The 15,987-nt window shown below is 42.7% G+C and carries 14 protein-coding genes; 9 read left to right on the forward strand and 5 right to left on the reverse strand.

The genetic code is table 11. The annotated features are described in order from the left end of the window. The first annotated feature begins 606 nt into the window (after positions 1 to 606). From FXV91_RS09065 to thiE, 4 genes are all read left to right on the forward strand, one after another. On the forward strand, positions 607 to 1,833 hold the full coding sequence (locus FXV91_RS09065) for a cysteine desulfurase (RefSeq protein WP_229390264.1): 1,227 nt from the start codon (positions 607 to 609) through the stop codon (positions 1,831 to 1,833). Between the two features lie 82 nt (positions 1,834 to 1,915). After that, the gene (fdhD, locus tag FXV91_RS09070; protein ID WP_229390265.1) at positions 1,916 to 2,782 is read left to right on the forward strand and encodes a formate dehydrogenase accessory sulfurtransferase FdhD; all 867 of its coding nucleotides are present in this window, start codon (positions 1,916 to 1,918) and stop codon (positions 2,780 to 2,782) included. Between the two features lie 237 nt (positions 2,783 to 3,019). Continuing rightward, a complete protein-coding gene (gene thiM / locus FXV91_RS09075) occupies positions 3,020 to 3,805 on the forward strand; it encodes a hydroxyethylthiazole kinase (RefSeq protein WP_229390266.1) in 786 nt (261 codons plus the stop codon). A gap of 343 nt (positions 3,806 to 4,148) precedes the next feature. Next, entirely contained in the window at positions 4,149 to 4,841 is a 693-nt protein-coding gene (gene thiE / locus FXV91_RS09080; RefSeq protein WP_229390267.1) for a thiamine phosphate synthase, read from the forward strand. An 871-nt stretch (positions 4,842 to 5,712) separates the two neighbouring features. Here the strand turns inward: thiE and cysE are convergent. From cysE to FXV91_RS09100, 4 genes are all read right to left on the reverse strand, one after another. Further along, a complete protein-coding gene (gene cysE, locus FXV91_RS09085; RefSeq protein ID WP_229390268.1) occupies positions 5,713 to 6,684 on the reverse strand; it encodes a serine O-acetyltransferase in 972 nt (323 codons plus the stop codon). 70 nt (positions 6,685 to 6,754) lie between these two features. Further along, on the reverse strand, positions 6,755 to 7,681 hold the full coding sequence (cysK, locus tag FXV91_RS09090) for a cysteine synthase A (protein WP_229390269.1): 927 nt from the start codon (positions 7,679 to 7,681) through the stop codon (positions 6,755 to 6,757). 5 nt (positions 7,682 to 7,686) lie between these two features. After that, entirely contained in the window at positions 7,687 to 7,941 is a 255-nt protein-coding gene (locus FXV91_RS09095) for a hypothetical protein (protein WP_229390270.1), read from the reverse strand. Positions 7,942 to 8,156: 215 nt separating this feature from the next. After that, positions 8,157 to 8,483: a transcriptional regulator gene (locus tag FXV91_RS09100; RefSeq protein WP_229390271.1), complete on the reverse strand. Its 327-nt coding sequence runs from the start codon at positions 8,481 to 8,483 to the stop codon at positions 8,157 to 8,159. Between the two features lie 269 nt (positions 8,484 to 8,752). Between FXV91_RS09100 and nifS the strand changes: the two genes are divergently transcribed. The 5 genes from nifS to FXV91_RS09125 all read left to right on the forward strand — a co-directional run bounded on the left by nifS (position 8,753) and on the right by FXV91_RS09125 (position 15,035). Continuing rightward, positions 8,753 to 9,910 (forward strand): cysteine desulfurase NifS, encoded by a 1,158-nt coding sequence (nifS, locus tag FXV91_RS09105; RefSeq protein WP_229390439.1) that lies wholly within the window; start codon positions 8,753 to 8,755, stop codon positions 9,908 to 9,910. Between the two features lie 159 nt (positions 9,911 to 10,069). After that, entirely contained in the window at positions 10,070 to 10,459 is a 390-nt protein-coding gene (gene nifU, locus FXV91_RS09110; RefSeq protein WP_229390272.1) for a Fe-S cluster assembly scaffold protein NifU, read from the forward strand. Between the two features lie 113 nt (positions 10,460 to 10,572). Further along, a complete protein-coding gene (gene nadA, locus FXV91_RS09115) occupies positions 10,573 to 11,487 on the forward strand; it encodes a quinolinate synthase NadA (protein WP_229390273.1) in 915 nt (304 codons plus the stop codon). Positions 11,488 to 12,074: 587 nt separating this feature from the next. After that, positions 12,075 to 13,409 carry an O-acetylhomoserine aminocarboxypropyltransferase/cysteine synthase family protein gene (locus tag FXV91_RS09120; RefSeq protein ID WP_229390274.1) on the forward strand — a complete coding sequence of 445 codons (1,335 nt, stop codon included), beginning with the start codon at positions 12,075 to 12,077 and terminating at the stop codon, positions 13,407 to 13,409. Positions 13,410 to 13,460: 51 nt separating this feature from the next. Next, positions 13,461 to 15,035 (forward strand): homoserine O-acetyltransferase, encoded by a 1,575-nt coding sequence (locus FXV91_RS09125; RefSeq protein ID WP_229390275.1) that lies wholly within the window; start codon positions 13,461 to 13,463, stop codon positions 15,033 to 15,035. A gap of 240 nt (positions 15,036 to 15,275) precedes the next feature. Here FXV91_RS09125 and FXV91_RS09130 read toward each other — a convergent pair whose 3' ends face one another. After that, entirely contained in the window at positions 15,276 to 15,977 is a 702-nt protein-coding gene (locus FXV91_RS09130) for an MAE_28990/MAE_18760 family HEPN-like nuclease (protein WP_229390276.1), read from the reverse strand. Positions 15,978 to 15,987: the final 10 nt, after the last annotated feature.

A 15,987-nucleotide genomic window follows, 5' to 3' on the forward strand; every position in this document is an offset into this window, starting at 1 on the left:
AATAGGCAAGTATAGTCTACGTCTGCTTTTATTACTTTTGTTACTTTTTCAAGTTTATTTTTATTTTTCTTCTTTTCACTTCTTTTTGTCTTTAACTTTTTAAACTTTTTCAGGAATAAACGCCAGACAAGCTGGTGCAGGCGCTGATATTTACTTGTGGATCAAAACCGGTTCCCGGATTACATAGAAGTATTTTTGGGAATGATGAGGATATCTCCCCAGAATTTCACTGTAGATTCAGTATCATTCTTATTAGAGCGGGTTCGTTTTCGGGACAAAAAGTATTTTACCGATAAGTGCTCTTTCCAGTGTATTCACAATTGTGAAGTCAAATTCAAGATTTAAAGTTTCTGGAGCTGGCAAGGCAGAGTTACCCAAATCAGGCGGTCGGTATATATCCATGCAAAGGGAACGTTTATACGATGCGTTGATCGAAGAACTTTCCAGAATTAAATGCCTGCTTATTTCATATTCGAAATGTTTTATTCCGGAGGATAGGCAGTATCTTACTTATATTTGTAAAATTTGTAAACTACTTGCGCCAAAAAGCTCCGCGAATACTCGAAACCTTAAAAGATACAGAAGCGGTAGCATGGATGAAGTGTTATGAATATTGAAGATTGTTTGGCTGACTTCCGGATACCTCAGTACCTCCATTACATGGATAGTGCTGCGACCAGCCTTATCCCTGAGCCTGTTATAGCTTCCATGAACGAATACGACCTGCAGTACCGTGCTAATGTAGGCAGAGGGATGCACAGGCTGACAAGGGTTGCGACACAGAGGTACCAGGACGCACATGATATTGTCAGCAGTTTTATTGGTGGGGATGAAGGCATAACAGTCTTTACCAGAAACACTACAGAAGCCATCAACACGGTTGCAGCCGGACTGGACTGGCAGCCCGGAGACCGGTTAGTTACAACAGTTATGGAGCATCACTCTAACCTGCTTCCCTGGCTCCGTCTGCGTCAAAAAGGTGTCGAGATAGTTATTCTCCAGCCGGGTCCGGAAGGCATTTTTGATACAGAGGTTTTTAATGAAGCAGTTACTGCTGACACAAAACTGGTTGCAATAAGCCATGTTTCAAATGTGCTTGGTACCGTACAGCCTGTCCGCGAGATTGCTGGTATCTGCAAAGAGCGTGGAGCATATTTTCTGGTTGACGGGGCGCAGTCTGTCCCTCATTTTCCTGTGAATATTCAGGATATGGGATGCGACTTCCTGTGTTTTTCAGGGCACAAGATGCTTGGCCCAACCGGTACTGGTGTGCTGTGGATGCGAGATGCGGTTCTTTCTCCACTCATGGTAGGGGGAGGCACAGTTGATGACGTGGTTATTGAAGGTGTAATTACTGAAAATGCAGACACTGAAGATGCCATCACCGAAGGATATACCCTGACTGAAGGTTATAAGCGATACGAAGCCGGCACACCGCATATCTCTGGAGCAATTGGGCTGGCGCAGGCAGTGAAATATCTTGAAAACCTGGGGATGGATGCTGTCTTCAGGCACGAACAGAAGCTAGCATCACGTCTTCTTGCAGAGCTTGTCGGAATAGATAATGTCACTGTTTATGGGCCGCAGGACATAAAAAACAGGATTGGTGTAGTTTCTTTTACCATAGACAGGATTCACCCTCATGAAATAGCCTATTTGCTTGACGAAAGAGCGGCGGTTCTTGTCCGTTCCGGAGATCACTGCTGTATCCCATTAATGAAGTATATGGGGCTTGAAAACGGCACTGTGAGGGCTAGCCTTTATCTGTACAATACTTTAGAAGAGATAGACCTGCTTATTGAAACAATCGAAGAAATAGCTCGTATAGTGTAAGGAATACAGTGCAAGGAATACAGTGCAAGGAATACAGTGCAAGAAGTATTGCCAAGGAGTATTGTGCAAGGAGTATGATGTGATGTACAGAACTGTCCCCTGTATAAAGTATGATAACGGGTCAATGGTCCCGTCGTCACATGAAGTCGTAATGGAAGTGCCTCTTGCAGTCTTCGTCAACGGCCGCCACGCTCTAACTGCAATGATAAGCCCGACGATGCTTGAAGAGTTTGTAACAGGATTTTTATACATAGAAAAGATCATCCGTAAACTTGAGGACATCGAATCGTTGCGTATAGAAGAAAACAGAGAAAAAGACAAAGAAAAAAACAAAGAAGAAAATAGAGAAAAAAACAAAGAAGAAAATAGAGAAAAAAGTAAAGAAAAGAGTAGAGATATAAATAGTGTCGGTACCCTGAGTGCCAGTGTCCTGACAAAAAATCCCTCTTCGATCATGCTTTCAGGTAAAACAGTTCTTTCAGGATGTGGCGGCGACACTTCATACCTTGATGCTGACAGGCTTCCAAAAATTAAGTCGGATCTGGTCACTGATGTTTCGATAATAAAGAATATAATGAAAGAAACACTGGTTTCAGACATTCATGCCAGAACAGGCGGCATACACATTGTAGGTCTTTTTGGGCCTGATGGAAAGATCTGTATAATAGAAGATATCGGCAGACACAACGCTCTTGACAAGGTAATAGGTTACGGATTGAAGCATGATGTAGACTTATCGAGGACAATTGTAGCCTGTTCGGGAAGGCTTTCTTCTGAAATGGTAAGGAAATGCCTTATGGCAAATATTCCTGTTATCGCATCCAGAGGTGCAACCACGACGCTTGCTATAAGCATGGCAGAGCAAGCCGGTCTTACAATTATCGGTTTTGTCCGGAGCCAGAAAATGAATATTTATACAGGCGTGGAAAGAGTCAGGAATCAGGAGTAAGCTTGATTAAAATTCCTTAATGCTTATTATAATCCCTTAATGCTTTACTGTGAGTTTTTAACTATGAGTCTTTAACTATGAGTCTTTAACTATGAGTCATTAATGCTTAACAAATAAGAGTCCTAAGAGTCCTGACCATTTTCCAGATGAAGATTTACTAAGCAATATATAATACTTATTTTTATCACTCATAACTTTAAACCACGCAGAATTTAAAATGCCTATCGAGGAATACTAATGAAAAACCCGCTAAAAACAATAAGGGAAACAAAACCCCTGATCCACCATATCACTAACTGGGTAACTATTTACGACTGCGCAAATATAACAAGAGTTTTTGGTGCGCTCCCTGTAATGGCGCATGCTCCTGAAGAATGTGCTGATATGACAGGAATATCATCCGCGCTCGTGCTGAATATAGGGACCCTTACATCTGAAATAATTGATTCCATGCTTATCTCCGCTGCCGCTGCAAACGAAAAGAAAATTCCTGTAGTACTTGATGCAGTCGGAGTTGGAGCTACGAAATTCAGGGATGAGATGGCTGCAAAAATCCTTGGCTCTGTCCATATTGACATAATCAAAGGCAACTATTCCGAGATTGCAAAACTGGCAGGTGAAAATGCTGAAACAAAAGGCGTTGAAGCAACTTCTATTAGTGCCGACCCCGAGAAAGTTGCGAAAGAGTTTGCAAAATCAAGCTCTTCTGTCGTGGTAATGACCGGAAAAGAAGATATAATAAGTGACGGAAGCAGGACCTTTATTGTAAAGAACGGGAATGAGTTAATGGGGTCAATTGTCGGGACCGGATGCATGGCTGCATCCATAATCGGTTCATTTGCTTCGGTAAATCCGGACTACTGTGATGCGGCTAAAGACGCTTTATGCTATTTTGGGGTTGCAGGAGAACTTGCAGCTGAAAACTCAAAAGGACCTGGAAGTTTTAAGGTTAACCTGTACGACGAAGTGTTCGATATGTCCGATGAAAAAGTAAAGGATATGATGAAAGTCGAAGAAAGGTGAACCTGAAAAAAGGGCATTCTGGCGGTTTGTTTGATTGGTTTGGATACTATTTCAGGGCACTGTGAATAGCATCTACCTATCGCTTCTGTTCCGCGCCCCGGCGACTGGAGCCGGCCGCCTTTGAATAAATGAAATTATAAACATCTGGAACTGAAAAGCCGATTGACACTGAAAAGACAATTGGTACTGAAAAGACAATTGGTACTGAAAAGACGATAATCACAATACTAACAATTTAGCGGTTGGTTTACTAATTTTTAAATTTAATTATTTTTAAACACACGTGTTAATGGGTTGAAGTGTAATGGATCAGAAAAACTGCAATCAGAAAAATTCCGATAAAATGAATTTTAATCAGAAAGATCTATCCCAGAGAGATCTCTCCCAGAACTATTCTCTTTTAAAAGAGATCGATTTTTATCTTGTGACAGACTCCGGGCTCTCAAAGAAAGGGACTTTATCCGATGTAAAGGAGGCAGTTGAAGCAGGCTGCAAGATTATTCAATACCGCGAGAAAAACAAGAGTACAAAAGAGATGATTGATGAAGCATCCGAAATCAAGAGAATCTGCAGGGATAGAGCAATTTTTCTCGTAAATGACAGAATTGACGTTGCTTTAGCAGTTGATGCGGATGGAGTTCACATAGGCCAGGATGATATGCCGATTGAAACTGCAAAAAAACTTATGGGCCAGGACAAGGTAATCGGTCTTACTGTCCACAACGTTGATGAAGCAATCGAAGCAGAAAAAAGTGGAGCTGATTATGTAGGTCTCGGCTCAATATTTGATACTGCTACTAAAAAAGACGCAGGAAAAGGGATTGGGCCTGTCAGAATAAGAGACGTCAAAAACGCGATAAGAATCCCTGTAGTTGCTATTGGCGGAATTAATAAAGAGAACTGCAGGACCGTTATTGAAAACGGTGCTGACAGTCTTGTTGCAATCTCTGCAATTGTATGCAGCGGCGATGTAAAAAAGGAAACCAGAGAGTTCATTAATATTATTCGGGAAGTAAAAAGCCCAAGTAGTCCATAATCACTCAGTTTATAGATAGATTCTATATGATAGATTCCAGAACGCCCGAAAATCTAATCTTGTGTTTTTCTCTTCTGCGCAGTACAGGGCTGGAGCCGGCCTGTCAGCAATGAAAAAAGAGTAACAAAAATAATTGGTACTGCTACTAAACGAGATCAAATATTTTGGAAAAAAATATTTCCCGGCCTAAGAATATTTCCCTTGACCCAGGAAACCGCCTTTTATTCCACTATTTACAGGACGCCTTCGCCAGCTTGCCTGGCAGCCCTTTCCAAAAAAGAAAGAACTACGAAAAAAGACCTAAAGAATATTTGGGAATGCCTTTCAGATATAATTTAATTCCATTGGTCATCGGTTAAGATATTTTATCACCTTTATGCTATCGATTTTATGGCAGAAATTGGCCTCAAATTTTAACATATTTACCTGAAATCGATATCCTGCTCCAGTTCAAACATCCTTTAAATTTTGGACATTTATCCTGGGAATGGATACAATCTATCATGATTCCTCACTTAACCGAAGACGCATGAATTTAATTCTACTTAGTTTAGCAAATTAGAGTTTTTAGTGTGTTTTAACTTACTAATTTTTCTCTTCTTTTTGGGAAAGGCCGCTCTCCTCCGTCGAGCGTGACAAAAAAGGTTCAGTATAGCGAATAATGTTGTATGGTCAGGAGTATTTGTGACTTAAAACCATAAGTTAGTCCTCTTGAGCGAAGCAAAGCGTAGCGAAAAGGACCTCGTGCTGTTGCACTTGCAGTGCAACTCCCAGGAAATCTCTGATTTCCTGTGATCCCGAAGCGAAACTCGGGAGGCGAAACTCGGGAGGCGAAACTCGGGCTACTGAGTATGCAATTTGGGATTAGCACTTATCTCTGGAATGCCTGTCTGCTGACACTATCCCATTTCCAGGGCTCGTCAAGGATATTGACAGTAACATTTTCTACACCGTTAATGCTCAGGACCTTTCTCTTTACCTGAGTTTTAAAATATTCGATCATGGGACAGGCACTTGTTGTCAATACAAGGTTTACGTCTACATTTGCCCCGTCCACGATGACTTCTTTGACAAACCCCAGGTTGACGATATCTACTCCAACTGCAGGATCGATCACGTCTTTTAGCAGGGAATAAATTTGCTTATTTCCTTTGAGCACGTTTTTTTGCGAGGTTATTACGGATATAGGGGTTGACATGGGCGCGGATATAGGTGAGGATTCTTCATGAGCCTGAAGCCGATCCTCTAACCTGCTCAACCGATCAAGCATCTGGCTTATTACAGTAAGCGCGGGATCCGGTAACCTATCGTGATCCAGTTGCCCAGATGAAGCTGGCTGCGGGCCTGCAATCCTGGCAGGGACTCCGACTACGGTAGCTTCGGGTGGGACTGACCGGATCACAACCGAGCCAGCGCCTACTTTAGCACCTCTTCCTAGCGTAATTGGGCCGAGCACGATTGCGCCTGAGCCGAGAACCACGTCATTTTCAACAGTCGGGTGGCGCTTTTTCCTCTCAAGGGCTGTGCCTCCCAGTACAACTCCCATGTATATGAGGACATCATCGCCTACCTCGGCAGTTTCTCCGATCACCACTCCGGACCCATGGTCAATAAATACCCGTTTTCCTAGCTTTGCTCCTGGATGGATTTCAATGCCTGTGAGCGCCCTTGAGATATGGGATATCAAACGGGCAAGGAAAAAGAAATGTTTATTCCAGAGAGAATGCGCTATCCGGTGCATCCAGATAGCGTGCAGACCCGGATAGCAGCAGAGTACTTCAAGTCTGGACCTTGCTGCCGGATCTTTTTCAAAAACTGTCCTGATATCTTCCCTGATTCCCATTTGAATCTTCCGGTACCAGTTGTCAAGTTGATCAGTCAAACAGATCAGTCAAATAGACGAGTCAAACAGATCAGTCAAATAAATCTGTGCTCAGATAACGCTCTCCCGTATCCGGTAAGATAACGACAATCATCTTTCCGCTCATCTCTTCTCTGGAAGCCACCTGAAGTGCAGCATATGCAGCCGCACCTGAGGATATTCCCGCCAGGATACCTTCTTCCTTTGCCAGCCTTCTGGCTGTGGCAATGGCATCATCTGCATTTACTTTGATTATTTCATCAACAAGGTCGAGCTCGAGCACATCAGGAACGAAGCCTGCACCTATTCCCTGGATCCTGTGCGGGCCTGGCTTTCCGCCGCTAAGGACAGGAGACTCTAAAGGTTCAACTGCAATCGCTTTGAAATCAGGCTTCCTCTTTTTGAAAATGCTGGCGACACCTGTAATTGTGCCTCCTGTTCCCACACCTGCTACGATTGCATCTGCTTTGCCATCCGTATCTTTCCACAGTTCTTCAGCAGTTGTCCTGCGGTGGACCTCAGGGTTTGCAGGGTTCTGAAATTGCTGGGGTATATAGTAAAGAGAAGGATCTTCTGCAGCCATTTGTTCTGCTTTATTGACTGCCCCTTTCATCCCTCCAGGGCCGGGGGTAAGGACGAGGTCTGCTCCCAGAGCTTTCAGCAGTTTTCTTCGTTCTACAGTCATTGTCTCAGGCATGACAAGGATGAGCTTATAGCCGCGGGCAGCGCATACGCCTGCAAGTGCAATGCCTGTGTTGCCGCTTGTAGCTTCAATAATTGTGGTGCCCTCTTTGATTCTCCCCTCACGTTCGGCTTCTTCGATCATTGCCAGTCCGATCCTGTCCTTTACACTCCCCATCGGGTTAAAGGACTCCACTTTAACCAGCACATCCGCATGCAGACCTTTTGTTATGTGGTTCAGCCGGACAAGCGGCGTATTGCCAATTGTCCGGGTTATATCGGAATATATTCGCCCCATACCATTCACCTTCTTCTTGCAGTTTGCTTCTTTCCGGATTTCCTATATTTCAATTCGTTCAAGCCCATATTTAAACGGTCGATAGTGTATGTTTTTTCATGCAGACTCATTATCAGGGATTCGATAATCAGGGATTCGATAATCAGGGATTCGATAATCAGGGATTCGATAATCAGGGATTTTATCACCCTGGATTCCGTGATAATTTGCCTTAAGTGCTTCAACCTGCAGAGAGTTTGAAAGCCTGCTCCGCCAACCATGTAACATACAATAATTTACACGAAAATTCACAATTGTGAAGTTAGTTAATCTTATGTTATCCTGGATATATAGTTATCGAGAAGTTTCCATAATTAAAGACTTGAAAATAGGTCTGAAAACGATACCTGAGCCATTAAAAAGAGACTTTCACAGGCATTTGTATCAGGTTCCTTGTGATTCTTTCTGGTTCTATTCCAATCTATTTTGTTGCTATTTATTCTTTAGGACCACAGGTGCTTTTGCAGTTACTCTCAATTCCTCTTGCACTTACGCAAATCTTACAGATCCTTACTACAAAGTCGTCGACCGTATTGTCAATCAGGTCCTGAGCAAGTTTTTCGATCAATTCTTTTGTCTCGCCCTGGAACTCAATCCTGTATCCTCTTTTTCCCGAAATATACTGGGAAACTGCCGACGGGGCAATCCCCAGCAGCTTTGCGGAAGCCGCCTGTGACTGTCCTTTATTTACAAGTTCGATTGCAAGACTGGACCTTATTGCTGGGACCAGATCCCACACAATTTTCTGACACGGAGTTTCCATTATCACCATCATTTTTTTAGATTTTACAATTGAGAACGAATATATCTTATATACATATATATTTATTATCATTGAGAGAAATAATAATAATAAGATTGAGGCGCGAAGTAATAATTCGAGTAAACTTTCCAATTTCTGAGATTTCACCGTTTTTATCTGACCTTTTTTATCAGGATATTTTCCAGGATAAAAGTTAAATAGTCACAATTGTTATAAGCCTTCACAATTGTGAAGGTGTCAGTGTGACAGTTGAAAACAGGACCATTTACATGGATAATTCGGCTACAACTCCTGTAAGAAAAGAAGTTGTTGAAGAGATGCTTCCCTACCTGACAGAAAACTTCGGAAACCCTTCTTCTATTTATGATCCGGGAAAAATCTCAAAACATGCAATAGAAAAAGCAAGAAAGAAGGTCGCAGATGCTATCGGGGCTGAAGAGAACGAGATTTATTTTACATCCGGGGGTACGGAATCCGATAACTGGGCAGTAAAGGGGATAGCCTTTGCAAACAGGCACAAAGGAAAGCACATAATCACAAGCTCTATAGAACATCATGCCATCTTGCACGCCTGTTCATGGCTCGAAGGACAGGGATTTGAAGTTACTTACCTTCCGGTCGACAGATATGGAATGGTATCGCCTGAGGAGCTGGAAAACGCCATCAGAGATGACACCATACTAATTACCGTAATGCTTGCAAACAATGAGATCGGGACGATTCAGCCTGTCGAGGAAATCGGAAAAATCGCAAGGGAGAAAAGGATATATTTCCACACGGACGCGGTGCAGGCAATAGGTCACGTTCCTATAGATGTCAAAAAAATGAATCTCGACCTCCTGTCCCTTTCAGGGCATAAGTTCGGAGGGCCTAAGGGGTGCGGGGCGCTTTACATAAGAAAAGGGACAAAAATTGAAGCCCTCCTCCACGGCGGGGCTCAGGAAAGAAAGCGCAGGGCAGGCACGGAGAACGTCCCTTCCATTGTGGGCCTTGGGAAAGCTATAGAGCTTGCAACAGGCGAAATTGAAGAAACAAATAAAACACTTCTGGAGATAAGAGAGCGCCTGATTGATGGGCTTCTGAAGATCCCTAAAACCCACCTCAATGGGCATCCTACACAGAGGCTTGCAAACAATGTAAATGTCACATTCGAATACATAGAAGGGGAGTCTCTCCTGCTGCTCTTGAACGCAAAAGGGATTTTCGCATCAACAGGGAGCGCATGCAACTCCACATCCCTTGAGCCCTCGCATGTGCTTACAGCCTGCGGAGTTCCGCACGAGATTGTTCACGGTTCCCTCAGGTTGAGCCTTGGGAGGATGAATACTCACGAAGATGTGGACAGGGTGCTTGAAGTTTTGCCTGAAATTGTTCAAAAGCTAAGGAATATGTCACCATTGACCCCTCAGGAATACAGGACTTTTTGAAATAGACGGGATTAATCTGGATAAAAAGTTCATGATGACTCGAATAAAGAAAATTCAGCTATTTGAACAAAAAACTTCAGCTATTTGAGCAAAAAAAGGACCCGGCCAGGTAGCGTTTTAGAGATTTGAGAATAGAAAAACAGTGCAGGAGGACAATTCATGGATTACAGCGTTAAAGTGATGGACCATTTTTCAAACCCCAGAAATATGGGAAGCATTGAGAACAGCGACGGAATAGGAGAAGTTGGGAATGCAAAGTGCGGGGATATAATGAAAATCTTCCTTAAAGTAGAGGAAGACCGGATTGTTGATGTGAAGTTCCAGACCTTCGGGTGCGGGGCTGCAATTGCATCAAGCAGTATGGCAACCGAACTTATTAAAGGAAAAACGCTGAAAGAAGCTTGGGAACTCTCAAATAAAGCAGTTGCAGAGGCGCTTGACGGGCTCCCTCCTATAAAGATGCACTGTTCGATGCTTGCAGAAGAAGCAATCCATGAGGCAATTAACGATTATCTACGGAAAAAAGGACTTGAACCGTGGACAGAATGAGCTGCAGCATGTTTGAAAAATAGTCAATTTGAATAAGAAGCTATCTATAAACTAAAGTCACTTTGAAATGAAATCTTTTTAAAAAAGGAACTATTAAGGAAAACGGAATTATTATGGAAGATCAGTTAATTGCAGAAGAAATAAAAAGACTCAAAAAAGACAGAAATGCGATAATTCTTTCCCATTTCTATACACGTAGAGAAGTACAGGAGGTTGCGGATTTTGTAGGGGATTCTCTTTCTCTCTGCAGGGCAGCTGTGAATTCAAAAGCCGATATTATAGTTTTTGCAGGCGTCCATTTCATGGCAGAGTCCGCATCGATCCTTTCTCCTGAAAAATCAGTTCTTTTGCCCGTCCCGGATGCAGGCTGCCCTATGGCAGATATGGTCACTGTAAAGGCTCTTAGAGAAGAAAAAGAAAAACACCCTGACGCAGCAGTTGTCTGCTACGTAAATAGTTCAGCTGCCGTAAAAGCGGAATCGGATATTTGCTGCACATCTGCAAATGCAGTAAATGTCGTAAATTCAATTGAGAACCGGGAAGTTATTTTTGTCCCGGACAAAAACCTTGGTGCATTTGTGTCCCTTCATACTGACAAAAAAATCCACCTCTGGCCCGGGTTTTGCCATGTTCATGACAACATCAGCGAGGATGACATCCAGAAATTAAAAAATGCTCATCCTGATGCAGAATTTCTTGCACACCCGGAATGCAGGCCCGAAGTCCTGCTCCTTGCAGACCAAATTCTCAGCACCACCGGAATAGTAAAGCAGGTGGAAAAATCAGACTCCGGAGAATTTATAATCGGCACTGAGAAAGAGCTTTTTGAAAAATTAAAAAGAAAGCATCCGGATAAAAAATTCTATCCACCTTCTGAGAAGGCTCGTTGCTATAATATGAAAAAAATCACCCTCGAATCCATTCTGAACAGCCTTGAGAATATGGAATATGAAATCCATGTCCCTGAACATGTAAGGGTGAAAGCAAAAAAAGCGCTTGACAGGATGGTTGAGATCAGCGGAAGTTAATTAAAGAAAGGATGGGAATCCCCCTTACTTACAAACGATCTTACTTCTTCAGGGGACATTTTCTAAATTTCTAATTTTTTCTTTTCCTTTTTTTCTTTTTTCTTTTTTCTTTCATTTTTCGACTGGCTGCCAGCTTGCCTGGCGGGAGTATTTTATAATACCGGGATTTAAAAGTGGCTGGTCTGGTAGGTATTTGTAGGTATTTATTCCTGGCTGGCAGACCTGTTACAATCTAAGATTTTATTAGAATGTAACCATAGGGCACCTTTTTCTGCTAACAGGAAACAATATCAACCGATCAACAAGGGACTACTTTTCGGGCGTGATATCTTTTTTCAGTAAACAGATACTTATTTATTTCAGCGATAATTATTTATATTTATATCACAATTGTGAAGATGCAATCACAATTGTGAACATATATAAAACACAGATTTGTCAGAATGGCAGAGTGGTTATGCTTCCGGCTGCAACCCGGAATTATGTGAGTTCAATTCTCACTTCTGACTTCAAAACAGCTGAAAAGAGAAAGGAAAAAGGGAAATGTGTTCTGGAGATAAAATGACGAGTTCTGGAGATAAGACGAGATGACCAACGAAAACGGGAATAAGGAAAAAGGGAATAAGGAAAAAGGGTTGAGGAAAAGAGCCCTTGAAAATCCGGGCATTTCTACCCTTGCGGTACATGCTGGTGCAAAGCCTGACCCTGCAACAGGAGCAAGATCAGTTCCGATTTATCAGACAGCAGCGTATGTATTTAATGATACCGAACATGCAGCTGACCTTTTCGGGCTTCGAAAAGAAGGCAATATTTATACGCGCCTGATGAACCCTACAACCGACGTCTTTGAAAAAAGAATCACTGCCCTTGATGGGGGCATAGGAGCCCTTGCAACAGCTTCCGGAATGGCTGCAATTACAACAGCTCTTCTTACTTTTACAAGACCCGGAGACGAGATCGTTTCAGGGGACAAGCTCTATGGGGGAACCTACGAGCTTTTCAATTATACATTCCCCAAACTCGGAAGGACCGTCAAATTCGTAGATTCGGGCAGCCCCGAAGAATTTAAAAATGCAATCTCTGAGAACACAAAAGCCCTGTACGTAGAATCAATCGGAAACCCAAAACTTGATGTCCCTGATTTTGAAAAGCTTGCAGAAATTGCCCACGAAGCAGGAATCCCTCTTGTTGTGGACAATACGGTAGCTCCCGTGATATTGAGGCCAATAGAGCACGGCGTGGATATAGTAGTATACTCTGCAACGAAATACATAGGAGGGCACGGGACCTCCATAGGGGGAATAATCGTGGATTCCGGAAATTTTGACTGGAGTCCTGAGAAATTCCCTGAAATCTGCGACCCTGACCCCGGATACCACGGCTTGAAATATAAGGAAGCCTTCGGGAAGGCAGCTTTTATTGCAAAAGCAAGGGTGCAATTCATGAGGGACACCGGGGCCTGCATTTCACCTTTTAACTCGTTCCTTTTCACACTGGGGCTTGAGACGCTTCCCCTGAGAATGAAAAAACACTGTGATAACGCCCTTGCAGTTGCAAAGTTCCTGCAGGACCACCCAAAAGTTTCCTGGGTCTCCTATCCCGGACTCGAGTCTCACAGGAGCCATGAGCTTGCAAAGAAATACCTGAAATCCGGCTACGGTGCAATAATTGGGTTCGGAATCAAAGGCGGAACCCGGGAGTCCAAAAAGTTCATTGAAAGCCTTGAGCTCTTTTCTCACCTTGCAAATATAGGAGATGCTAAAAGCCTCGTAATCCACCCCGCATCAACAACCCATGAACAGCTGTCAGAGGAAGAAAAGAACGCATGCGGAGTAACTGAGGACTTTATCAGGCTTTCCATAGGAATCGAGGATGAAAAAGATCTTATTTTTGATCTGGAGCAGGCACTTGCAGAGGTTTGAAAGGTCTGAAGGGTTTGAAAGGTTTGAAAGGTTTAAGCGAGAGGTTTAATCATGGCAATTTCTTCCGGAAGCTCCTCTTTTAAAAATATTTTTTTGGGAAAAAAAGGTCAAAGCGTCGGGATAGTCCGTCCAATGGACTATAAAATCCCTGGAGCCTTCAGGCTTGAGAGCGGAAAGACCCTTTATGGCGTCAGGATAGAATACGAAGTGTACGGGAAGATGAATTCCGATAAGAGCAATGTTATCCTGATCTGCCATGCCCTTACAGGAGACGCACACGCTGCCGGATTCCATCAAGGTGACAAAAAACCCGGCTGGTGGGACATTGTAATCGGCCCCAATAAAGCGTTTGACACTGAGAAATACTGCGTAATCTGCTCAAACATACTCGGAGGCTGTAAAGGCTCTACAGGCCCTTCCTCCATAGATCCTGAGACCGGAAAAATTTACGGCATCTCATTTCCCGTAATTACTATAGGGGACATGGTAAATGCCCAGAAAAAACTGGTTGAGCACCTTGGAATAAAACAGCTTTTTGCGGTTGCAGGCGGCTCCATGGGTGGAATGCAGGTGCTCCAGTGGACAGTCAGCTACCCCGAGATGGTAAAAAAAGCAATTGCAATAGCGACCACAGCATCCACAACCCCCCAGCAAATAGCATTCGGAGCAATCGGCAGGAAAGCCATAACCGATGACCCTAAATGGAACGGAGGGGACTATTACGGAAAAAAGATACCTTCCCAGGGGCTCGCACTTGCACGCATGATAGGGCACATTACATACCTGAGTGATGCTTCGATGCAAAAAAAGTTCGGAAGACTCGAACGAGATGCGGTGGCAGCAGGCGTCACAGGCACGACAGGCACGACAGGCACGAATTTGTCTGAACTTTCTCCTGAGCTCTCCCATGATTTTGCCCCAAACTTCCAGGTCGAGAGCTACCTGAATTACCAGGGAGATAACTTCACAAAGCGTTTTGATGCCAATTCATACCTGTACATTACAAAAGCCGTGGATTATTTTGACCTATCAAAAAATGGTTCTCTTATAGAGGGCTTTTCCGGAGTTACTGCAAAGTACCTTGTAATCTCCATATCTTCAGACTGGCTCTATCCCCCTTACCAATCCCAGGAGATCGTATCGGCTCTTACTGCAAACGGAGTCGATGCCAGGTATGAGGAAATCAGGTCCCAGTACGGACACGATGCCTTCCTGCTTGAAGAAGGACAGCTAAGCTACCTGCTAAGGAGCTTCCTCTCGCAGATCCTTGTAAGTGATGTCATGAACCGGAATTTCTACACGGTTTCGAGAGACGAAACAATCGAGCATGCATCAAAGCTGATGGTGAAAGAACGTATAAGTCACCTGCCTGTCATATCCGAGGACGGAAAGCTTGAAGGCATAGTCACTTCCTGGGACATTACAAAAGCAGTAGCCTGTAAAATCAATGAGCTGGATGAAATAATCACACGGGATGTAAAGTACGTATACGAAGGGGAAAGAATTGAAAGCGCATCCTCAATAATGGAAGATTATTCAATCTCTGCACTTCCGGTCATTGACTCTGAGAACCGTGTAATAGGCATTGTTACAAGCGACAGCATAAGTGCTCTTATTTGTAAGTAAATGTAAAAATGAGTATTGATAAGTCAATGTAAGGAAGTAAGAGTCTATCCGAAAAGTCAGTAATGCATGTTGAAAAGTCACAATAGGTCTATAACATCAGAGTATCCGTTTCAGTTTTACATATTGCCTATGCGAAAGGTACAGCAGGTAACCGCTTTTCGGATAGGCTCTTACTTGTGGACAACCCACTTAACCGAAAACGCATGAATAACAATTACATGCTATAGGTGAAAAATCTAATTAATGTCGATTATTGCGAAGATACGATTTGTTTCTTACCGCATCAATAATTTGATCTCGAAAATATTCAAGCATTTCTAATACATCTTGATGTAAGATAAAGAATTCTTCCTTCCCTATACAATATCTCTCTCCATGTACAATCTTATTTCTTGATTCAAGTAAAGTAAAATTGATCATGTGTTTTTTAAGTTCATATCGAGAGTTATTTAACCCTAATGTAAATAACACATCTTCAAGTATATCATAATTCAAATTTGAAGTTGTCTCAATTCCATTCTTATGTGGGAGATCAACCGCATTTAACGACTCGTTTCGCAAAATATTTACAACTTCATAGTGAATAATAGTTTTACTTGTATTCCCACAGCTTTTAAGTCTTTGTTTAAGTGCCAGAGTAATGAAATTATCAGTCATATCTTCATAGTTTAATTTCTTTTGTTTCAGATAATTAATGTACCAATTTCCTGAATTGCTAATGTAGCCTTGCCAGTGAGCATAAAGCATTGTTACCCCTACGCGAAGATAGGTGTCTATATTTTTAGGAGGTGCCAAGTATAACGAACTGACTATGAAACTTAGCTCTTTTCTTCTCCAAGCAAAGTCAGCATCTAAAAGCTCAAACAACTTTTCATCTGTTAGAATCTTCATATTCTCGAAATCCTCTGGCAAATAATAAGTTGAAAAAATATTATCAGGCACTATCTCATAA

This window comes from Methanosarcina sp. DH2, from assembly GCF_020804225.1.
Classification (GTDB): domain Archaea; phylum Halobacteriota; class Methanosarcinia; order Methanosarcinales; family Methanosarcinaceae; genus Methanosarcina.